Genomic DNA, 20,397 nt, shown 5'->3' on the forward strand with positions numbered 1-20,397 from the left:
TCAATTCCGAACCTAAAATAAACGTTATATTCGTTATGCTCAAAATTAAATGGTTTTGTAAAATGTTTTTTTGAAAATAACATTTTGAGCCTTCTAGTTTTGGACACCCTAAACGGGAATACAAATACCTTTATGAAAAAGACCAACAACCAAATGCTTGTTATTTTTGGAGCTTCGGGAGATTTGACCGCAAGAAAACTAATACCAGCTTTGTTCAATTTATATGTTGCAAAACAATTGCCCAAAAATTTCGTGGTTTTAGGAGCAAGTAGAAGTGACCTTACGGATGAAGAGTTCAGGGATAAAGTGGTCAATAAAAGTCGATATCTGAAAGCTAAGCTAGATGACTTAAAAGAAAATTTTATCAAGGGCTTTACGGATATGTTTTTTTACGAAGATTTGGGTGGAGATTATACTTCTGAATATAGTGGACTTTCCAAACGCATATCAAAATTAAATATAGCGCATGGTACAGATAACAACTATATGTTTTACCTGTCCACACCTCCAAATTTGTATGAAACCATTGCAAAAAACCTATCAGAAGTTGGTTTAAGCAGTCAGCAAGAAGGATGGAAAAGGTTGATTGTGGAGAAACCTTTTGGGTATAGCTTGGAAAGTGCCAAAAAACTGAATTCAGGACTTCAACAATACTTTAAGGAACCACAGATTTACAGAATTGACCATTACTTGGGTAAGGAAACAGTACAGAACCTGTTGGTCACTCGATTTTCCAATAGCATTTTTGAACCTCTTTGGAACAGAAACTATATTCATCATGTTGAGATTACCAATGCCGAAAGCGGAGGTGTTGAAAAAAGAGGCGGGTATTATGACAAGTCGGGTGCGTTGCGGGATATGTTCCAAAACCATCTTTTACAAATAGTTTCCCTTGTTGTGATGGAACCTCCAATTGGTGATCAGCCTGAAGAAATCCGGAATGAAAAAGTCAAGGCATTGAAGTCATTGCGAATTATGCGCGATGAGAAAACCCTCTTTGACAATACCATTCGAGCACAATACGTGGCCTCGGAAATTAACGGAGAAAAAGTAAAGGGGTATCGAGAAGAAGATGGCGTTGACCCAGATTCTACAACCGAAACCTATGCTGCAGTAAAATTTTTCGTAGATAATTGGAGATGGCACGGCGTTCCTTTTTATGTGCGAACAGCAAAACGGATGCCAACAAAGGTAACGGAGATAGTTATTCACTTTCAGCCCCCACATCATCAAATTTTTAGGGATTCCGGTGCTAGCAGCAAGGATAATAAATTGATAATTCGCATTCAACCTGATGAGGGAGTGTTGATCAAGTTTGGGGTGAAAGTTCCAGGACAAGGTTTTAAGGTGGAGCGTGCGAATTTAGATTTCTATTATTCCAGTTTAGCGGAAACCTATGTAATGGAAGCTTATGAACGACTTTTGTTGGATGCTATGCAGGGAGATGCCACTTTATATGCAAGAGCTGATGAGGTTGAAGCGGCCTGGGAATTTGTGGACCCAATTCTGGACTACTGGAAAAATGGAAAGGATGTACGAATGTATGGTTATGCAGCTGGTGTTTGGGGACCCGAGAATGGTGACGAACTTATAGATGATTTAGGGACATGGCGTAACCCTGGAGAGAATTTAGCGGACGACCCTGGATTTTGTGTTATTTGTTAGGTTTAGTTATCAGTTATCAGTTATCAGTAGTCAGTTCGAGCGCAGTCGAGAACTAATCAATCAATTGTTATGGAATTAAAAATATATAAAGATAAGAACGAAGTAGCCCAACAGTTTTCAGACTATTTTGCTGAATTGGTGAAAGGGAAATCCAATTTCCATGTGGCGCTATCCGGGGGAAGCACTCCTAAAATAGTATTTGATGTACTTGCTTCGGATTACGGTGATAAAATTGACTGGAGAGAGATTCATTTTTATTGGGGGGATGAGCGCTGTGTAGCGCCAACTGATGATGATAGTAATTATAAAATGACATTGGAACATCTTTTTTCCAAGATTGAAATCCCTGAAACAAACATCCACAGAATTTTAGGGGAAAACGACCCGATTTCGGAAGCAATGCGTTATGCGAACCTTTTGGAAATCAATTTGGATAGAGTGGAAGGTACTCCGCAATTTGATTTGGTGATTCTGGGAATGGGAGATGATGGCCATACTGCATCAATTTTTCCACATGAAATTGAACTTTGGAATGCTAAAGATCATTGTGTAGTGGCCACGCATCCAGATTCGGGTCAAAAACGGGTTTCTATCAATGGTGAAGTCATTAACAAGGCTAAAGAAGTTGCTTTTTTGGTTACGGGTTCGGGAAAAGCAGAAAAAGTAACGGCTATTCTTGAAAAAGGAGAAAGCTATGAAACGTATCCGGCTTCTTTGGTAAACCCAAATTCTGGGAAATTAATTTGGTTTTTGGATGAAGATGCCGCTTCTGGACTGAATTAATCTAAATCCAGTTGTACATTTTCCTTGGCAAGATACTCCAGGTATTCGTCCACTTTAAAATTTGAAGATTCATATTTGTTGTCCCTTGAACTAGCTGAAGCCTTTCGTTCCATACTTCTTGCAAAACGCCGTATCCCTTGTTTATTGTTCAAAATTAGACCCGGAATAACAATATTCTTTCCATTGGTATCCTTGGCAACCATTGTAAAATACGAGGAATTACAATGTTTGGTTTTCCCAGTCGTAATATTTTCAGATTCCACCCGAACACCCACCACCATAGAAGTTCTTCCGGTATAATTAATGGAAGCTTTCAGCGTAACTAATTCCCCAACCTCAATGGGGTTTAAAAAATCTACCCGATTCACGGAAGCAGTTACGCAATAGGCTTGCGAATGTTTTGAAGCACAGGCAAATGCAATCTGGTCCATTAAATTTAAAATATGTCCTCCGTGTACCTTTCCGCCAAAGTTGGAATGGGAGGGAAGCATAAGTTCAGTTATGGCCACGTTTGATTCTTGGGATGTCTTGAATTTTTTCATGCTAATTTTTGAAATGTGGCGATGCTTCGGGTTGCACGTTTGTGATAAAATATTTGGTATCGCCCAACCAAAAGAATGTGGAATACCGTTCCTTATAGGTGACTTTCACGTATCGACCTTGATATTCCTTCATACTTTCAATGACTTCTTCTTGACTATCTTCAACCGAAAAGGAAAAAATATTTGTCCCCGATACTCCTTGGCTTATTTGCCCTTCCCAAGTTTTCACCAAAACACCTTTTCTACTAAACTTGATTAACTCTCCCGAGCGATAACCCTCACTAAACGGGACATAATAGATAAAGGCAAAGTAAGCAGCAATTCCCATAAGGATAACAGAAATACCTATAAATAGAATTTTTCTCATTATTTACAGTTCAAGGGTTGGTTCTTCATAATCATCTTCTTCAGCACGTTTTAAAATGGGTTCTGGAATTGACTTCTTTGCTTTCGCTCCCATTTTTTTTAATTTTTCAATGCTGGTAACAATGTTCCCACGACCCTCCACCAATTTGTTCATGGCACCACGGTATTCTGTTTTTGCCTCGTCCATTTTTTTGCCCACTTTGGTCAGATCGGTTACAAACCCTTCAAACTTATCATAAAGCGCACCTGCTTGTCGTGCAATTTCAATAGCATTTTTTTGCTGTTTTTCATTGTTCCACATAGTGTCTATGGTTCGTAACGTAGCCAATAGGGTGGATGGAGTAACAATAACGATATTTTGTTCGAATGCTTTGTTATACAAGGAGTTATCATGATTTATTGCAACTGCAAATGCAGGTTCAATAGGAACAAAGAGTAACACAAAATCAGGGCTTTCCATCTCATACAAATCCTCATACTTTTTGGCCGAGAGCTGCTCTACATGTTTCCTCAACGAATTGATGTGGTCTTTTAGATGTTTTTCCTTGAGTTCATCTTCGGCGTTGGTATAACGTTCATAATCGGTCAATGAAACCTTGGAATCTACCACCATCTTTTTACCATCTGGAAGGTGGATTATTACATCTGGTAAAACACGACTTCCATCTTCAAGGGTAAAGCTTTGTTGCACGCTGTATTCGCGATCTTTTTCCAAACCAGATTTTTCCAAAACACGCTCCAAAACCAATTCTCCCCAGTTTCCTTGCATTTTACTATCTCCTTTTAAGGCCTTGGTTAAATTTTCTGCCTCTTGGGTAATTTTAAGATTCTGATTTTGAAGGTTGAGCAATTGCTCTTTTAATGCAGAATGTATACTGATGTTTTCCTTTTGGGTGGCTTCCACTTTTTTCTCGAACAACTGAATTTTTTCCTGAAGCGGGTTTAAAATTTGTTTTATGTTTTTTTGATTCTGCTCCGTAAACTTGGTGCTTTTTTCATCAAGAATTTTATTGGCCAGATTTTCAAATTCCTTGGTGAATTTTTCCTGTAGCTTCTCTACCTCTTCCTTTTGTTCCGTATTAATGCGCTGCAGATTTTCTAAATCGGCCTGGTAACGAACTATTTGATTCCCCTGCTGTTCTTTTTCGGATTGTATTTGTTTTTTCTCCTCATCTCCAGTAAGTAACTTATTGTTTAAGTTGTTGATTGTACTGTTCAATTGCTGTTCCCGTTCGCTCCAAACACTTTCATTGGATTTGGTCTTTAATTTTTGGATATACATGCCCAAAAACAAGCCAATTGCTATTGCCAACACTCCTACAATTACATAAATCAATTCGTTGCTCATAGAATTTGTTTCACTGGATAAAGATAATATTAATGTCATTCCGAGGGAACGAAGCGAAGAGGAATCTAATATAGATTTCTCACGCTCTATAAAACTCGGTTCAAAATGACCTGTGTCACTTATTCACCTTAAAAGAACCGGTTTTGGCATCAAACTTTACCATTTCGGTTGGGAATAGCTTTTCAAAATGCTTTTGTTCAATTAGTTTGCAAGGTTCTCCAAAAGTATTTTTGACTCCATCCAATATCAATATAGTATCGCATAACTGAATGGCCAAATCAATTTCATGGGTGGTAAAGATGATGGTCTTTTGTTTTTCATGAGCTAATTGTTGCAACAATTTTAGAATTTGAACCTTATGGTATAAATCTAGATGGGTAGTTGGCTCATCCAACAAAATCAAGGGAGTATCCTGTGCCATTGCTCGGGCAATTAATACACGTTGCAATTGACCATCGCTTAACTCGTGGCATTTGTTGTGGCGTAGATCATTCAATAAAAATGCCTCCAAACTATGTTGAACATACATTTTATCCGAAGAAGATAAGGAGCCAATCCAATTGGTATAGGGATGTCTTCCCAGAGCAATGAGCTCTTCAACGGTAAGATTTTTAGAAGAGGGTTGTTCTGTTAGCACTATACCAAGCTCTTGAGCCAATTGCGAGGAAGAATACTCATTTGTAGCTTTATTTTTTATTCTGATTGAACCTGATAGTTTTGGTTGTAGATTACCCAGAGTTCGCAGCAATGTGGATTTACCCACGCCATTGATGCCAACAATTGCACATAATTCTCCGGCATTACAAGAGAAATTGATGTCCTTGGCAACGGTTTTGGTTTTATATCCAATTGCTAGATTTTGGGTTGATATGGTTACCTTCTTCTGTTCCGACATTAAAACAACATTTTACGTTTTCGTACCAACAACCAGATAACGACTGGTGCTCCGACCATGGAAGTTATTGCATTTATGGGAAGCACATTAGCTGAATTCGGTAGTTGTGCGATGGTATCGCAAAGCAGCATTAAAATAGCTCCATAAAGAAAAACTGCGGGTATCAACACTCGGTGATTCATGGTGTCAAAAATTTGTCGGGTTAGATGTGGTACAGCCAAGCCCACAAAAGCAATAGGCCCTGCAAAGGCAGTAATTACGCCTGCTAACAATCCCGTAGCCAATATAATCAGTAGTCTTGATTTTTTTAATGAAATGCCTAGACTTTGAGCATAATTTTCTCCCAATAAAAAGGTATTCAACGTTTTAATGGAAAGAATACTCAATAAAACTCCTAGAGCAACAATTCCACCGAGTAACATTACTTGCTGCGCTGATAGGTTTCCAACACTTCCAAAGGACCAAAAGACAAAGCGTTGTAAGTTCTCCGCATCGGAAAAAAAAGCTAAAACACTTACAATGGCGGCAGTAATGCTCCCGAACATCAAACCAATAATCAATAGTGCCATGGTATCCTTTATTCTATTTGCAACAAGCACTACAACTAATAAGATCAAAAAACTACCAATACTAGAGGCTATGGCAAGTGAAGCATCATTTAAGAATGTAAAAGAAGTAAAACCGGTAATCAATGAAGTCCCCATTAAAAGTAGGGCGGCTCCTAAACTGGCTCCGGAACTGATACCCAGAACAAAAGGTCCTGCTAGTGGGTTGCGAAACAAGGTTTGCATCAGTAATCCGCTTATGGAAAGCCCTCCACCCACCAAAATAGCAGTAAAAGCCTTTGGAATTCTATAGTTCCAAATGATATAATTCCATGAATCAACGTCAACTTTGCCACCGAAGAGAACAGTAAGCATAGCTTTAAATGGTATTGCAATGGAACCCGAACTTATGTTCAAAATCCATGCAAAAAGCAATGCTAGGATAAGAAGCACAAAGGAAATACGATATATTTTGGGTTCTTTCATTTAGCGCAGGGGCAAATAAAATTGAGGCTTGTGATCCGTTAAAAGTTCCGGATGCAAAATGGAAATAAGATCTAGCAATGCCAAATCTGGTCGTTGGGGAGCCAGCTCATAAAAAAGAAGTCCGCCCGTTGCACCTTTATTTATAGCATTTGAGAATATCTTTTTATTAGTGAATGCTGAAAATTTCTGATAATGCGAATTGGCTTCATGAAGCTCTTCGTAGGTAGTATATAAGGAAGGGTTAAACCAAAAATCGGCTTGTACTCCCTTCTCTAAAACGGCTTCCAAGCTTAGTCCAATGCTACCCGTCTTTTTAGTATCTGCCCATAAATAATTGGCATTTGCATCTTTTAGAAATTGTGACATCCAACTATTTCCACCGGCAACATACCATACATCCTTATAAAGTCCACCTGTTAAAACTGTTGGCTTTTGTGTTGCTTTTTGCGCAAGGGTTTTGGCTTTAGTATAGGATTTTTCAATGCGATTAAAAATACTGTCGGCCGCTTTTTCTTTATTGAAAAAAGGTGCAAAAAATTTAATCCATTCAGCTTTACCTAAAGGAGTGGACTCTGTCCAATCGCCATTATAAATTATAGGGATACCCGATCTTTTTAGGGTCTCATAGGCTTTATTGGTGTCGTTGATGCCAAATCCAATAACAACTTCAGGATTTAGCTCCAAAACAATTTCTGTATTTATTTCTTCATTGGTTCCCAATTCTTTTATGGATCCGGAATCGATTCGTTTTCTTGCTTCAGGAGAAGAAATCAGATCAGTATTAGGAAAACCTACTACAGCGTCCAATACCCCTAAAGCTTCCAGTGAGGGAATATGCGTGGTGGATGTAATGACCATTTTTTCAACTGGAACGGGCACTATAGCATCGTAAGCATCTCTTGGAAGTGTGATGGAAGCCAATTTTTCTCTGGGAACAAGGGCATAGGTGAACTTGGTTTCTGCCCCAGGCCAAGCAGAAGTAACTTCCAAAACTTTAAAATTATCGTTTTCCTCAATAGAAAATCCCGTTGCATACCGAAGTGCAGATTCTTTTTGTATTTGTTCAACGTGTAGCGACTTCTTTTTTTCCGTGCAACCAGAAAAAATAACAACAAATAGAATGCTAAACACTTGTGTTAAAAACTGTTTTTTGGACATAGCCCCAAATGTAAGGTTATTTAACTTTTTCAAAAAAAGATTAAACAAAATGATTACATTCGCGCTGAATTTTGGTTTGCACGAAGATTTTTATCGTGCGATTAAAAGGGAATCCGGTGTAAATCCGGAACTGTTCCCGCAACTGTAAGTTTATACCAAACTTGATTTGGTACCTCTTAGGAGGATGTTGTTTTCTTCAAAGCCACTGTTCTTTTGGAATGGGAAGGCAAAACAACATTGAGCAAGTCAGGAGACCTGCCAAATTCAAACAAACATGTTAAACTTTCGGGATAAAGGTTTACGTATGGGTACAGACATACTATTCTCCCGTTTATTCTAGTAAACGAAATGAAAAAAGGTAATTTATTGTTATGCGCTGCTATTTTAGCAGGCACAGGTCTCTTTGCACAAAATTCACAGCAAGATTCCATTCAAATTCAACAACTGGATGAGGTTGTTGTGAGTGATTCACGATTTGAGTTGAAACGTGAAAATTCAGGAAAAACGGTTGTCAAGATTACCGCCGAAGAATTGGAGCGTAATCAAGGAAGAACGATTACAGAGCTTATCAATATTAAAAGTGGTATTGAAATTACGGGAAGCAGGGGGCGTGACGGCTCTGTATTTGGTGTTTTTGCCCGTGGCGGTAGAGGCAAGCAAGTATTGATTATCATTGATGGAGTACGAGTGGCGGACCCTTCATCTTTTTCTGCTGAGTACGATTTAAGACTGCTATCAACACCAGAGATTGAATCCATTGAGATTATTAAAGGAGCAGCTAGTACGCTTTATGGTACCAATGCGGCAACCGCTGTCATCAATATTACTACAAAGAAAAGTTCTAAGGAACAGGTTTCTGGAAATTTCCAATCTACTGTAGGGACAAATCAGACCTCAGATGATCAAAACTATAACCTAGCGAGTTTTGCCAACAGCGCTTTGGTGAATGGCAGCTTAAATAAGTTTAGCTATAGCGTAGGCTTTTCAAATCGATATTCCGATGGGATATCGGCAGCGACCACTCCGGAAAATGAGGAAGATAGTTTTTCACAGTTTAGCACCACTATTAAGCTTGGCTATCAATTTTCGGAAAAATTTGAACTAAATGTTTATGGAAATCAAACCAAATATGACACCGAGTTTGATGCTTCATTTACCGAAGCACCAAATCAAACCAAATTGGACCAAGAAAGAATAGGCGTTTCATCGTCCTTTACATATGGAAAAGGTTCACTGCATGTGAATGCCGCTTATTCCGATTATGAAACGGATTCCAAATCCACTTTTGGAGAAAGTTTATCAGAAGGAAAGAATCTTGTACTGAATCTTTATAACAAATATGTTTATGCGGACAAGATTTATACCGTTGTGGGTGTTGACTATTTAAAAGACGAAGCTATTTTTACGGATACTGAGGAACAGACTATTTTAGACCCTTATGCAAACGTGGTTTTTGTATCAGATTTTGGTCTTAATCTTAACGCTGGGGCAAGGTTCAATAACCATTCCGAATATGGAAATCACTTAGTCTACAACTTTAATCCATCTTACGTTTTTCCTACAACCAATGGGTATGTAAAGCTGTTAGGTTCTTATGCCACTTCATACATTACGCCTAATTTAACACAATTGTTCAGCAGTTTTGGAAATGAGGATTTAGAACCTGAGGAAAATAGGACAATTGAAGGCGGAGTGGAATATGCCGTTAATGATAAGTTACGGTTAAGTACTATTTATTTTAATAGAAATGAAAGAAATAGAATTGGTGCAGATGAAAATTTTATAAGCGCCAATATTTCTGACGAGATAGATGCTACTGGTATTGAAACCGAAATAACATGGAAGCCATCATCAACCTCGACTGTAGATATAAACTATGCCTTTACAGAGCGTAAAGGAGATAATGCTATCCGTATTCCAAAACATAAGGTCAACGCTTCTTTTGCGTACGCATTTTCGGATAAAACCTATGTTTCTCTTACGTATCAATACACAGGAGATCGATTTGATACGGACTTTAGAACTTTTGAAGACGTTGCATTGGAACCTTTTTCGTTGGTGAATCTCTATGCAGAACACCAACTGTGCGATAATTTTAAGTTGTTCATCAATGCCAATAATCTCTTAAATGAGGAATTTGTAGAGGTTATTGGCTTTACTACAAAAGGAAGAAATATTAGCGCTGGTTTTAATCTAAGCTTGTAATTGATTAATTTGATACTATGTTGAAGGTTTGTTCTTTTATGCCCGCTGTTACCCAAATGATTTATGATATGGGTTTGGATGGGCATTTATATGGAGTTACGTTTGAGTGTCCAGAGCAAGCCTTAAAGGAGAAAGAACCTGTGGTTCGCTGTATTTTGGAAGGAAAAAACCTGTCCAGTCAAGAGATTGATGCGCTCTTTTCTGCCAGCAAACATCAAGGCAAAGACCTGTACTATGTTGACGAACCTATTTTGGAGCAGATTTCTCCGGATATCATCTTTACCCAAGATATGTGTGATATCTGCCAAATTGATACAGCATGTACAGCTGCAGCTGTAGCAAATCTTGAAAAACAACCCGAATTGATTTCAATAAGTCCAGAGTCATTGGATGATGTTTTTCAATCGGCTATCACCATTGCCAAGGCAATAGGTAGGGAAGAAGTGGCTTACACCTATTTGGACCGTCTACATAAACGTATCGATACAGTTATTGATACGTTAAGAGAAACGAAAGCGCTTCCTAAACGGGTTATGCTTATGGAATGGTTAGACCCCATTTTTAATTGTGGTCATTGGATTCCACATCAAATAGCATACGCTGGGGGAGTAGATATGCTTTCCAATCCCTCGGGAGACAGTATTGTGACGCAATGGGATAAAATTGTAAAGTATGATCCTGAAGTGTTGATTATAGCTCCTTGCGGTTTTACTGTCAACCGAACTTTGGAAGAAATGCACATATTAACCGAGAAAGAAGGTTGGGGTAACCTAAAAGCAGTTCAGGATAATGCCGTTTTTATTGCAGATTTTGATATGTTCACCCAGTCCTCTGCCAATACCCTTGTTGATGGAATTGAGCTTTTGGCAGGTCTCTTTCATCGAGATGTATTGAAGGTACCGGACAGGTTAATGAATAAGTATACACCGTTCAAGATAAAAGTAGTTCAATAAAAAAGCGGCTTTTTAGCCGCTTTTTTTATTTGTTCAAATTTAGAGGTTTGTCCAAATACATATTATCCTTTAAAGGAGTTTGTATCCTTGAGCTTGTAAAACTTTTTGCGGGCATTTCTACAGCAAAGCTTCGTTTGCTAACCCCTCCTGTAATTTCCTCAATTGCTCTGGCTAACAGTGGCTCATCGGGTTCACCCAAGATTCCTAAATTCGCCAAATCTTCTTCAAGCACATATGTCGGGGCCAAACCAGAAGTATAATCAAAGAATCCATCAGCATTTTCATTCCTTCCTACCAAGGGTTGTATACCCCAGTTATTTTCTGAATTTATTTCATCTTCACGATCTTCATTATATATGAAACTTCCTTCTGGGTCGTCGACCAAAGTGATGGAAAATTCATTTTTGCCACGGGTAGTTTCCCCAATGTGCACCACATCAACATAGGGTGCCAATCCATTCATCACAAGTTCACTTGCCGAAGCCGAACTGTTGGTGGCCAACACATACACCTTACTTAGATTCAGGGTGTTGATAGCAGTCACTCCTGTTGAACTTGCAAAATAATCCTCTAATTGGGCTGAACTCAGTTGCACTTGAATTTTATCATTCCAACGTTGTCGTATATAAAGTTTATCAGTGTCCGTGCTATGAACCATGCTCGCCAATAAACGTGAGGTATTTACGGAGCCACCTGGATTGTAACGCATGTCCAACACCAATTCTGTAGCTCCATCGGCAACAAATTGGCCAAAAGCAGCATTCAATTCCTCATTAAAGTTGCTTAAAAACCTATTGTACATGAGATAAGCAATTTTTGTACCTCCCACATCCAAAGTTTTGGCTACCAAAATTGGATTTTCTACTTGATTCTCAATTTTGGTAAGGGATACTTCCGTACTATTATCTGTAATTGTACCATTTTCAATGTCTGCCAATCCCAAAGTGTAGGTATCGTTATCACCAAATAACAAATCTATATAGTTGCCAAGATTTAATTGTTGACCATCAACCCTTGTGAAAATGTCGCCTCTTTTTATCTCTTTTGTTGATGCATCAGAGTCAGGTAGAACATATTCAACAAAGCCAAAAACATCTTCACTACCAGAAAACTGAACAAGACCAAACTCCAAACCATTACTTTTTGAAACTCCTGATAAATTGCTTACCAATTCCTCGTAATTTTCATTTAAAAAACTAAAGCGGTCCTCCTCAAACAGGAGCACATCAAAATAAAAATCTGAAGGGTCGGAGTTTTGCTCAAGAAATTCCGTAAACTCAGTATCATTTGCAAACCTTGTATCTGAGAGATCATTAACCTCTCCCTGCCAAAAATACCATAGGTTCATTGCCTGCCACATAAAATTTTGGGCAATAACATCGGAACCCGGATCAGGATCTGGAGTTTCTGTATTGACAATTCCATCGTCATCACTTTTACAGCCAATATTAAAAAGCAACAGCGCAAATAAGGGGATCAAGTATTTTTTCATAGCTTTTTTTTGATAAAAATCATCAATTATCGTTCCACTTAAATAAAGAAGGATAGTAGGTATGTGGGATAAAATTATAAATTCTTACAATTTTTGGATACAAAATAGAGACATAAAAGGAGATTACAAATTTTTTGTAACAAAATTCGATATGTGTCGTCGTGATTATGTAGGCAAAATTAAATAGCTTACCAACAACTAAAAAACTAAATGAAACAGGCCGAATTTTTAAACGTGGTGATGCCCTTTAAGGATAAGCTCTTTAGGTTGGCCAAACGTTTATTGGTTTCTAGGGAAGAAGCAGAAGATGCCACACAGGAAATTTTGCTAAAACTATGGTCAAAAAATGAAGCCATGGAAGAATATAAAAATGTGGAGGCCTTTGCGATGACTATGACCAAGAATTTCTGTTTGGACCGATTAAAATCCAAGCAGGCTGGTAACTTAAAGTTGGTCCATAGCAATTATGAGGATGAAAAAACATCATTGCAACGACAACTGGAGACTGAAGATAGTATTGCTTGGATGGAGCGCATTATGGAAGAACTTCCAGAACAACAAAAAATGGTATTGCAATTGAGAGATGTAGAGCAATATGAGTTTGAGGAAATATGTGAGCTTTTAGATATGAAACCAACAGCAGTTAGAGTAGCACTGTCAAGAGCAAGAAAAATGGTACGACAAGAATTAATAAAAAAACATAGCTATGGAATTGGATAACATAGAAAAATTATTGGAAAAGTATTTCGATGCAACAACAACTGTTGCAGAGGAAAAAACATTACAGGCGTATTTTTCCCAAGAAAGTGTAGCAACACATCTGGAGCAGTATAGACCCATGTTCAACTATTTTTCCAACGCCAAGGAAGAGCGGTATACCAAGCAGGTTCCATTAAAACCTAGAAGAAACTATTACAAATGGATTTCCGTAGCGGCCGTAGCAGTTTTAACCTTTGGCATCTATTTTGGTAATGAATACCAAGAGAGAAAACAGGCAGAATATGCCTATAATGAGACAAAAAAGGCTTTTGAACTCTTAGCGGATAATTTTGGAAAAGGCACAGAAAAGGTGGCCTATTTGCAGGAGTTTGAAGTCGCGAAACAAAAAATTTATAACAATAATTAAATCGTAAATAATGAAAAAGAATATTTTAATCATTTTAATAGCCGTACTACCACTTTCAGGTTTTTCGCAATCACTGTTCGATAAATTCGAAGATTTGGATGACGTTACCTCGGTAGTGGTGAACAAGAGCATGTTCAATCTATTGGCAAAGATAGATGTTGAGGTTGACGATAAGGAAGCTCAGGATTTTATGGATATTGCCAGTAGTCTTAAAAGTTTAAAAGTGTTCACTACGGACAATCAAGCTATTGGGGCGGATATGAAAGCTTCCGTGAACAAATACCTTAAGTCTTCAACTATGGAAGAGTTAATGCGTGTAAAGGACAAGGATGCCAATGTTAAGTTCTATATTAAAGAGGGCCGGGATTCCGATCATGTAAGTGAGTTGTTAATGTTCGTTACTGGTCTGAAGGATGTGGAAGCCGACGGGAGAAAGTTTGAAACCGTTTTATTGTCACTAACAGGGGATATTGATTTAAACAAAATCAATTCGTTGACCAATAAGATGAACTTGCCAGATGAACTGAACAAGGCAGGTAAGAAGCAATAAACAGTTTTCGGTTGGCAGAGAATAAATTTTCTGTCAACTGGAAATTGATAGCTGACAACTATAAAATCAATCAATCAAAAACAATATTCATGAAAAATTTAATCGTATTAATTTGCGTGTTGGTATCGGCTCAGCTTTCTTCACAATCCATATTTGACAAATTTGAAGATTCTGATGGAGTTGGCTCCATAACCATTAGTAAAGGGATGTTAGGTATTGTAGCAAGTGCTATGGCCAATAATTCAGATGAGGAAAGCAAGGAGTTTGTAGAATTGGCAAGAGGAATCAATTCTATTAAAATTTTTATGTCTGAAGATAAAGGTGCCGCTGCAGATATGACTACGACTATGAAACAATATGTTAGGTCGTCCAAACTGGAGGAATTAATGAAGGTTAGGGATGGGGATACCAATCTTAGGTTTTATATTAGGAATGGGAAAGATGATGATCATGTTGAGGAGTTACTCATGTTTGTCACAGGGATAGAGGATAATAAGCGAAATAAAGGATATCATAATTTTGAAACAGTCTTATTGACGATGACCGGCGATATTGATTTGACCAAAGTTGGTGCATTGACAAAAAAAATGGATTTGCACCACGGATTGAACAAAGTGGGTGAAAAACATTGATAGGGATTAAAAATCAATCAAAAAAAGAATAGATGAAACATATTTTAAAAGGAGTATTGGTAATGGGATTGGTTTTTTTGGCCTCTTGTTCCTCACAACAAAGTCTACAGGAATATTATGTAGACAATTCTGAAAATCCTAATTTCATTGCAGTTGATGTTCCAGCAAGCATTCTTAAAATGGAAGGTGCCAACTTAACGGATAAACAGCAGGAAGCTGTGGAATCCTTGCGCAAGTTTAACCTTCTAGCTTTCAAAAAAACCGCTGATAATGTGGCCGAATACAAAATGGAGAAAGCAAAAGTTAAGGAAATTCTTAAGAATGATGAGTTTGTAGAGTTGATGAAAATCAATTCAACATATGGTAAAGGCGTCATTAAATATTTGGGGGATGAAGATGCCATAGATGAGGTCATTATTTATGGAGACAGTAAGGAAAAAGGCTTTGCCTTGGTACGTGTTCTTGGAAAAAACATGAATCCTGCCCATATTGCCCAATTGATGCAGGCCATTCAAAAATCTGATTTTGATGGAGAAGGCTTGGGAGAAATAGGAGAATTTTTAAAAGGATAAACCAAACCATCCAAATATGTGAATCCCGAATAGCTTAGGTTATTCGGGATTTTTATTTTTCAAAATTTTAAAATCAAAGGATTTTCTGTGACCTTCTTTTTATATTAGTGTCTCAATGTAAGAACACTAACAAATTACAAAAACTATGGAAAAAGCACAAGAATGGATGAACTACGGTTTGGAATTGGCCAAAGAGTTTGGCCCCAAATTGGTTACCGCAATTCTCATTTATATTGTAGGTTCCTGGATAATCAAAAAGATTATTGGAGCAGCAAGAAAAGTAATGTCAAAAAGCAAGTATGATGAATCCTTGCAACGGTTTTTACTGAATCTAGTCTCTTGGGCCTTAAAAATATTCTTGATAATTATTGTTATTTCAAGATTAGGGGTTGATGTCACAACTTTTGCAGCCGTAATTGCCGCTGCCGGTCTTGCAATAGGCTTAGCATTGCAGGGATCGCTTTCCAATTTTGCTGGAGGGGTTTTGCTCATGATTTTTAAACCCTATAAAATAGGGGATTTGGTAGAAGCGCAAGGTGTTTTGGGAGTGGTAAAAGAAATTGAGATTTTCACAACTAAATTAGTATCTCCAGAGAATAAACTCTTAATAGTACCCAATGGCGCTATGGCCAATGGAAATATTACCAATTATACGGCTGAAGGAAAAATTAGGGTAGATACCGTTATTGGAGTAGCCTATGAAGAGGATATAAAACAAGTTAAAGAGGTGTTGATGGAAGTTTTGACATCTAACCCAAAAGTTTTGCAAGAACCTGCTCCATCTGTAAATGTATTGGAACTGGCCGATAGTTCAGTGAATTTTGCTGTTAGACCTTTCTCTAAACCAGAAGACTATTGGGATGTATATTTTGCTACCTACGAAGGTTGTAAACTTGCACTTGATAAAGCAGGCATTGAAATTCCATACCCACACGAGGTAGAGGTGCAAAAAGTATCGAAATAAAGAAAACATTTTTTTGAATTGGACCCCAGTATTCTATGCTGGGGCTCTTTTTTTCAACCTTTTGACTTAAAAAGGTAGTATTTGGAAAAAAGCATATCTGGATTTTCACATTAAAATTCCCGAACTTCACGTATAAGTTGCTAAAGACAATTAAAACAGTCCTTAGTTAACGTTGGCAGTAATTTGAGGTCAAATTATTTTAAATATGAAAACTTTATCATTTTTATTTCTTGCTCTTTTAATTGGTTGTAAAAAACCCGAAGCAAACTCAGATATTGAAAAGTGGAAAACTGAAATCATGAGTGTAGAAAAATCTTTCAATGACATGGCTCAAAATGACGGATTAGCTAAAGCCTTTTCATATTTTGCTGCAGAAGATGGGGTAATAAAAAGAGGAAAAAACATAATTAAAGGAAAAACCACTATTGGCAAATGGTATGAAAAGGATGTCAGACCGAATGAATCTCTATCATGGACTCCTACTTTTGTTGACGTTAGTAAAAATGGTGATATGGCTTATACTTATGGGAATTATATTTTCACTTATTTAGATTCTTTAGGAATAAAAAAAGAGAATAAAGGAATTTTCCACACAGTCTGGAAAAGACAAAAAGATGGAACATGGAAGTTTGTTTATGATTGAAAAACTTAATACAAATTGCAGTCAACAACTTGTATAGTTAATTGCTAAGTTGGTTAAGACAAGGAAAACCTCCAACAGATTACTATCTTGTCTATCGGAAAAATTAGAGCCTTACTGCTCGCGTCTTTCCTCGGAGTTTCAGTTGCACACGCAAGCTGTAATTCCACAACAAACCATACACGAACACGATAAGTGTAACCCAAATTCAGTAGCCGTTTTTTAAGATACCTTAATGTATTTTGTAATTCCTGAAGTTATAGATGGATTGAAAAGCTACCAATCAAATAAAAATGCACTTTATTATGTAACTTATACCAATATAATTTAGGTATGATTGCTACTAACCAGTAATGGATTTATCGATAAAAAAATAATACTTATGAGAAAATCAATGCTACTAAGGTTTTTGCTATTTGTTGGGTTCGTACTTTTTTACCCTACAATTTCAACTGCTCAAGAAAGAATGATTGAAGGTGTTGTTACAACTTTTGAGGATATTCATGTTGCCAAAGCCAATATTAAAGTAGTAAGAACAAAGGAAGTGGTATTGACTGATACAATCGGTGTTTTTAAAATTACCTGTTTGCCTGGCGATAAAATTAGGGTGAGTGCCAAAGGTTTTAATTCACAAACCTTTAGAGTTACTGAAAATACAACAACGGCTTTTATAAACCTTAAACTTAAACCCAATCCAAAGAACCAAGAACTTGCAGTTGCATACGGACATGTAAAAGAAGGAAAGAACCTCAATGCGGTTACATCAGTAAACCCTGATGACCAAAGGTATGCAGATTTTTACAGTGTTTACCAAATATTAAACCAAATTCCCAATGTTGCGGTTAGCGGGTCAGATGTTATAATTAGGGGCAAAAACTCTATCAATGGAAATGGGGCGGCTTTAATTGTAGTCGATAGGATTATTCAACCGAGTCATTGGTTAAAAAATTTAGTTCCCCAAAACATTAAAAATGTCTCGGTGTTAAAGGGGGTTGCCGCTTCTTCTTATGGAGCTCGAGGCGCTAATGGAGTAATCCTTATAACTACCAAAAAAGGTACTGATTAATATCCAACATTTTATTTAGACCTTAAAAAGCCCTACTAAACCCAGTATAACATGTTGGGTTGTTTTTTTCAACCTGTTGAGTTGAAAAGGCAGTATTTGGAAAATAGCACATTTGTATTTTTACATTAAAATTTCCGAACTTCACGTATCTGCTACTAAAGACAATTAAAACAGTCCTTAGCTTAATGTTGGCAATAAGCTAAAACCACAGTAGTCAAAAAAACTAAACAACATGAAAATTGAAAATAGCGGACTTACTGATATCTCTGAAATATTTAATTTATACAGGATAGCAACTGAATATATGAAATCAAAAAATCAAGTTTATTGGCCTGAATTTTCAAAGGAATTAGTCTTAAATGAAATAGAAGAAAACAGACAATGGAAATTATTGATTGACGAAAAAATTGCTTGTATATGGGCTACAACTCTGAATGACGAATTGATTTGGGGAAACAAAAAGGAGCCTTCGTTATATATTCATCGGATTGCTACCAACCCCGAATTTAGAGGTCAAAATTTGATTATAAAACTAATTGACTGGGCGAATAAATTTGGAAAAAACAAAGACCTAAAGTTTATCAGAATGGATACTGTTGGTTTAAATGAAGGCTTAATAAGTCATTATAGAAAATTCGGATTTGAATTTTTAGGTGCCAAACGACTTGAAAACACTAATGGATTGCCAGAACATTATAAAAATGGAGAAGTATGCTATTTTCAAAAGTCAATAATCTGAACAACAATCGATATGATAATAAATTACAATAATAAAAGATTTAGTCCTGTTGAAAATACTGAAAACGGAGAAACTACAGCCGAAACGATTTTTATATACAAACAAAAAGAAAACATTCTAACGTCTATATATAATGGAGGACAAGTTCTTAGCGGTCATTTAATTGGGCTTGTGGACGAAAATGGCAACATCGAAATGAGGTATCACCAAGTGAATAAAAAAGGAGAATTAATGACTGGAATTTGTCACTCAAAACCAGAGCTGCTACCTAATGGAAAAATCAGACTTTACGAAGATTGGAAATGGACTTCAGGCGATAAATCGAGCGGAAAATCCATTTTGGAAGAAATATAACTCGAATTAAGTAAAACAGAAAAGCCAGTTGCCAATAAACACGATAAGTGTAATCCAGATTCAGTATACCTGTTCTTTTAAAAGATACCTTAAAGCACAGTATGATTTTCCTTTTTCAAATTATTAATTGAATAGTATTCTTCCCAAAGGGTTATCTATCAAAATAATCTACGTTTTTAAATAGAATTCACGAGGTTGATATAGTTCCTTAAAAACGAACGATATCTTAATCTCTGGATGCATGGTAAAACTAAGCCCATCCACAACATTATTAGCTTGACCTTTTCAAAGACCCTCCATTCTCTGACTACAACAATAATCGAGGAACATTATCCTTTAGAAAAGAATACTTTCTAACTAATGAAAAATAAAAAACCACAAGTTTTCAATTAAAATAACATCTAACTATAAAACCAAAAAATATGATCTATAGGAAAATAACATTCTTTGTATTGGGCTCACTACTATTATGTTCTTGCGGTGGATTAAGTAGTAAAGGAAAACAAGAAATAGGTGGCGAACAACTAGAAGAAGATTGGAGACCACCTGAAGGAGATCGAAGACGACCTGAAGGAGGTAGAAGAGAATATGTAGCTGTGCCTACAGCTCCAGGTAAAGCCACGCCTTTATCTGCATTTGATGAATTTAATCCTAATTCGGTAACCATTTCATTTGATGGTGATGAAATCACAATTTCTTCAACTGGTTTTCCTAACCATACCACACCATATTGGCAAGAAACTGATTCTCTGTACATTGAACCTGTAGTTGCCATTGCCCAAACGCCAGGTCGTATGGGTAGCCATCGCGATCGTAGTCATACGCTCACTGTGCCCGCTGCACCAGGATTGGCTGTAAGGAGTACAGCTACAAGTTTGGGCGCTATCGGTATTGCCGTAACTGGTGTACCTATTTTTAATGATTCTGAAGGGCCAGGCAGACCTTTGGAAGAAAAGATTGCAGAAACATTTGATTATGCCGGAGGCCATGTTGGCCCCTCGGGTTATCACTATCACTCAGAGTCTATGGATGTTCCTGAAAATACTACGCTCTCCCATGATGATGAAAAATTAATAGGGATTATGGCAGATGGGTTTTTAATTTATGGCAGAAGAGAGATGGATGGCTCTTATCCTTCGGATTTAGATGAATCAGGCGGACATCTTGGAGCTACACAGCACAGTAATGGCGAAGAATTTTATCACTATCACATTGTAAATGAATATTATTTTGGAAATTTAATTGTGCTCTTCGGTGGCGATTTTATGGGTTCTCCAAACACTATCTTGTAAAAACAACACGTCCTTAAAAATTAA

Annotated in this window: 22 protein-coding genes and 1 riboswitch; of the genes, 15 read left to right on the forward strand and 7 right to left on the reverse strand. The window is 37.1% G+C overall.

Features of this window, described 5'->3' with window-relative positions:
- Positions 1–132: 132 nt before the first annotated feature.
- A complete protein-coding gene (gene zwf, locus AAY42_RS02000; RefSeq protein WP_055392335.1) occupies positions 133–1,665 on the forward strand; it encodes a glucose-6-phosphate dehydrogenase in 1,533 nt (510 codons plus the stop codon).
- A 69-nt stretch (positions 1,666–1,734) separates the two neighbouring features.
- Complete coding sequence (gene pgl / locus AAY42_RS02005; RefSeq protein WP_055392336.1) at positions 1,735–2,448, forward strand: 6-phosphogluconolactonase; 714 nt, start codon at positions 1,735–1,737, stop codon at positions 2,446–2,448.
- Here pgl and AAY42_RS02010 read toward each other — a convergent pair.
- The 6 genes from AAY42_RS02010 to AAY42_RS02035 all read right to left on the reverse strand — a co-directional run bounded on the left by AAY42_RS02010 (position 2,445) and on the right by AAY42_RS02035 (position 7,788).
- Positions 2,445–2,990, reverse strand: coding sequence for an acyl-CoA thioesterase (locus AAY42_RS02010; protein ID WP_055392337.1), 546 nt, complete (start codon positions 2,988–2,990; stop codon positions 2,445–2,447). The genes pgl and AAY42_RS02010 overlap by 4 nt on opposite strands.
- A 1-nt stretch (position 2,991) precedes the next feature.
- Positions 2,992–3,357 (reverse strand): hypothetical protein, encoded by a 366-nt coding sequence (locus AAY42_RS02015; protein ID WP_055392338.1) that lies wholly within the window; start codon positions 3,355–3,357, stop codon positions 2,992–2,994.
- A 3-nt stretch (positions 3,358–3,360) separates the two neighbouring features.
- On the reverse strand, positions 3,361–4,704 hold the full coding sequence (locus AAY42_RS02020) for a DNA recombination protein RmuC (protein WP_055392339.1): 1,344 nt from the start codon (positions 4,702–4,704) through the stop codon (positions 3,361–3,363).
- A gap of 115 nt (positions 4,705–4,819) precedes the next feature.
- Complete coding sequence (locus AAY42_RS02025; RefSeq protein ID WP_055392340.1) at positions 4,820–5,599, reverse strand: ABC transporter ATP-binding protein; 780 nt, start codon at positions 5,597–5,599, stop codon at positions 4,820–4,822.
- A complete protein-coding gene (locus AAY42_RS02030) occupies positions 5,599–6,630 on the reverse strand; it encodes a FecCD family ABC transporter permease (RefSeq protein WP_055392341.1) in 1,032 nt (343 codons plus the stop codon). Before AAY42_RS02030 ends, AAY42_RS02025 begins: the two co-directional genes overlap by 1 nt.
- On the reverse strand, positions 6,631–7,788 hold the full coding sequence (locus tag AAY42_RS02035) for an ABC transporter substrate-binding protein (protein WP_055392342.1): 1,158 nt from the start codon (positions 7,786–7,788) through the stop codon (positions 6,631–6,633).
- Positions 7,789–7,843: 55 nt separating this feature from the next.
- Positions 7,844–8,065, forward strand: a riboswitch (cobalamin riboswitch).
- 71 nt (positions 8,066–8,136) lie between these two features.
- Here AAY42_RS02035 and AAY42_RS02040 point away from each other — a divergent pair.
- On the forward strand, positions 8,137–9,993 hold the full coding sequence (locus AAY42_RS02040; protein ID WP_055392343.1) for a TonB-dependent receptor plug domain-containing protein: 1,857 nt from the start codon (positions 8,137–8,139) through the stop codon (positions 9,991–9,993).
- Between the two features lie 17 nt (positions 9,994–10,010).
- Positions 10,011–10,946, forward strand: coding sequence for an ABC transporter substrate-binding protein (locus AAY42_RS02045; protein ID WP_055392344.1), 936 nt, complete (start codon positions 10,011–10,013; stop codon positions 10,944–10,946).
- Positions 10,947–10,971: 25 nt separating this feature from the next.
- Here AAY42_RS02045 and AAY42_RS02050 read toward each other — a convergent pair whose 3' ends face one another.
- Entirely contained in the window at positions 10,972–12,438 is a 1,467-nt protein-coding gene (locus AAY42_RS02050) for a S41 family peptidase (protein ID WP_055392345.1), read from the reverse strand.
- A 210-nt stretch (positions 12,439–12,648) separates the two neighbouring features.
- Here AAY42_RS02050 and AAY42_RS02055 point away from each other — a divergent pair, with 210 nt between their 5' ends.
- The 11 genes from AAY42_RS02055 (at position 12,649) to AAY42_RS02105 (ending at position 20,373) form a co-directional block, all read left to right on the forward strand.
- On the forward strand, positions 12,649–13,158 hold the full coding sequence (locus AAY42_RS02055) for an RNA polymerase sigma factor (protein WP_055392346.1): 510 nt from the start codon (positions 12,649–12,651) through the stop codon (positions 13,156–13,158).
- Positions 13,145–13,564: a hypothetical protein gene (locus AAY42_RS02060; protein WP_055392347.1), complete on the forward strand. Its 420-nt coding sequence runs from the start codon at positions 13,145–13,147 to the stop codon at positions 13,562–13,564. The genes AAY42_RS02055 and AAY42_RS02060 overlap by 14 nt, the downstream gene beginning before the upstream one ends.
- A gap of 10 nt (positions 13,565–13,574) precedes the next feature.
- On the forward strand, positions 13,575–14,114 hold the full coding sequence (locus tag AAY42_RS02065) for a DUF4252 domain-containing protein (protein WP_055392348.1): 540 nt from the start codon (positions 13,575–13,577) through the stop codon (positions 14,112–14,114).
- Between the two features lie 89 nt (positions 14,115–14,203).
- Positions 14,204–14,746 carry a DUF4252 domain-containing protein gene (locus tag AAY42_RS02070; RefSeq protein WP_055397683.1) on the forward strand — a complete coding sequence of 181 codons (543 nt, stop codon included), beginning with the start codon at positions 14,204–14,206 and terminating at the stop codon, positions 14,744–14,746.
- Positions 14,747–14,778: 32 nt separating this feature from the next.
- Positions 14,779–15,318, forward strand: coding sequence for a DUF4252 domain-containing protein (locus tag AAY42_RS02075; RefSeq protein WP_055392349.1), 540 nt, complete (start codon positions 14,779–14,781; stop codon positions 15,316–15,318).
- Positions 15,319–15,463: 145 nt separating this feature from the next.
- Positions 15,464–16,282, forward strand: coding sequence for a mechanosensitive ion channel family protein (locus tag AAY42_RS02080; RefSeq protein ID WP_055392350.1), 819 nt, complete (start codon positions 15,464–15,466; stop codon positions 16,280–16,282).
- Between the two features lie 205 nt (positions 16,283–16,487).
- Positions 16,488–16,925 (forward strand): YybH family protein, encoded by a 438-nt coding sequence (locus AAY42_RS02085; RefSeq protein WP_055392351.1) that lies wholly within the window; start codon positions 16,488–16,490, stop codon positions 16,923–16,925.
- Between the two features lie 379 nt (positions 16,926–17,304).
- Complete coding sequence (locus AAY42_RS02090) at positions 17,305–17,988, forward strand: TonB-dependent receptor plug domain-containing protein (RefSeq protein ID WP_082433299.1); 684 nt, start codon at positions 17,305–17,307, stop codon at positions 17,986–17,988.
- Between the two features lie 232 nt (positions 17,989–18,220).
- On the forward strand, positions 18,221–18,727 hold the full coding sequence (locus AAY42_RS02095; protein ID WP_055392353.1) for a GNAT family N-acetyltransferase: 507 nt from the start codon (positions 18,221–18,223) through the stop codon (positions 18,725–18,727).
- A gap of 12 nt (positions 18,728–18,739) precedes the next feature.
- Positions 18,740–19,081: an avidin-fold protein gene (locus AAY42_RS02100; RefSeq protein ID WP_175288711.1), complete on the forward strand. Its 342-nt coding sequence runs from the start codon at positions 18,740–18,742 to the stop codon at positions 19,079–19,081.
- 422 nt (positions 19,082–19,503) lie between these two features.
- Positions 19,504–20,373 (forward strand): YHYH protein, encoded by an 870-nt coding sequence (locus tag AAY42_RS02105; RefSeq protein ID WP_055392354.1) that lies wholly within the window; start codon positions 19,504–19,506, stop codon positions 20,371–20,373.
- The last annotated feature ends 24 nt before the right edge of the window (positions 20,374–20,397 follow it).

The organism is Flagellimonas eckloniae (genome assembly GCF_001413955.1).
In the GTDB taxonomy this organism is placed as follows: domain Bacteria; phylum Bacteroidota; class Bacteroidia; order Flavobacteriales; family Flavobacteriaceae; genus Flagellimonas; species Flagellimonas eckloniae.

Coding starts and splice junctions, on each gene's coding strand:
- AAY42_RS02060 (WP_055392347.1), top strand. CDS start 13,145: ATGGAATTGGATAACATAGAAAAATTATTGGAAAAGTATTTCGATGCA.
- AAY42_RS02100 (WP_175288711.1), top strand. CDS start 18,740: ATGATAATAAATTACAATAATAAAAGATTTAGTCCTGTTGAAAATACT.
- AAY42_RS02085 (WP_055392351.1), top strand. CDS start 16,488: ATGAAAACTTTATCATTTTTATTTCTTGCTCTTTTAATTGGTTGTAAA.
- AAY42_RS02025 (WP_055392340.1), bottom strand. CDS start 5,599: ATGTCGGAACAGAAGAAGGTAACCATATCAACCCAAAATCTAGCAATT.
- AAY42_RS02080 (WP_055392350.1), top strand. CDS start 15,464: ATGGAAAAAGCACAAGAATGGATGAACTACGGTTTGGAATTGGCCAAA.
- zwf (WP_055392335.1), top strand. CDS start 133: ATGAAAAAGACCAACAACCAAATGCTTGTTATTTTTGGAGCTTCGGGA.
- AAY42_RS02055 (WP_055392346.1), top strand. CDS start 12,649: ATGAAACAGGCCGAATTTTTAAACGTGGTGATGCCCTTTAAGGATAAG.
- AAY42_RS02070 (WP_055397683.1), top strand. CDS start 14,204: ATGAAAAATTTAATCGTATTAATTTGCGTGTTGGTATCGGCTCAGCTT.
- AAY42_RS02075 (WP_055392349.1), top strand. CDS start 14,779: ATGAAACATATTTTAAAAGGAGTATTGGTAATGGGATTGGTTTTTTTG.
- AAY42_RS02045 (WP_055392344.1), top strand. CDS start 10,011: ATGTTGAAGGTTTGTTCTTTTATGCCCGCTGTTACCCAAATGATTTAT.
- AAY42_RS02105 (WP_055392354.1), top strand. CDS start 19,504: ATGATCTATAGGAAAATAACATTCTTTGTATTGGGCTCACTACTATTA.
- AAY42_RS02035 (WP_055392342.1), bottom strand. CDS start 7,788: ATGTCCAAAAAACAGTTTTTAACACAAGTGTTTAGCATTCTATTTGTT.
- AAY42_RS02015 (WP_055392338.1), bottom strand. CDS start 3,357: ATGAGAAAAATTCTATTTATAGGTATTTCTGTTATCCTTATGGGAATT.
- AAY42_RS02020 (WP_055392339.1), bottom strand. CDS start 4,704: ATGAGCAACGAATTGATTTATGTAATTGTAGGAGTGTTGGCAATAGCA.
- AAY42_RS02040 (WP_055392343.1), top strand. CDS start 8,137: ATGAAAAAAGGTAATTTATTGTTATGCGCTGCTATTTTAGCAGGCACA.
- AAY42_RS02050 (WP_055392345.1), bottom strand. CDS start 12,438: ATGAAAAAATACTTGATCCCCTTATTTGCGCTGTTGCTTTTTAATATT.
- AAY42_RS02065 (WP_055392348.1), top strand. CDS start 13,575: ATGAAAAAGAATATTTTAATCATTTTAATAGCCGTACTACCACTTTCA.
- AAY42_RS02090 (WP_082433299.1), top strand. CDS start 17,305: ATGAGAAAATCAATGCTACTAAGGTTTTTGCTATTTGTTGGGTTCGTA.
- AAY42_RS02030 (WP_055392341.1), bottom strand. CDS start 6,630: ATGAAAGAACCCAAAATATATCGTATTTCCTTTGTGCTTCTTATCCTA.
- pgl (WP_055392336.1), top strand. CDS start 1,735: ATGGAATTAAAAATATATAAAGATAAGAACGAAGTAGCCCAACAGTTT.
- AAY42_RS02095 (WP_055392353.1), top strand. CDS start 18,221: ATGAAAATTGAAAATAGCGGACTTACTGATATCTCTGAAATATTTAAT.
- AAY42_RS02010 (WP_055392337.1), bottom strand. CDS start 2,990: ATGAAAAAATTCAAGACATCCCAAGAATCAAACGTGGCCATAACTGAA.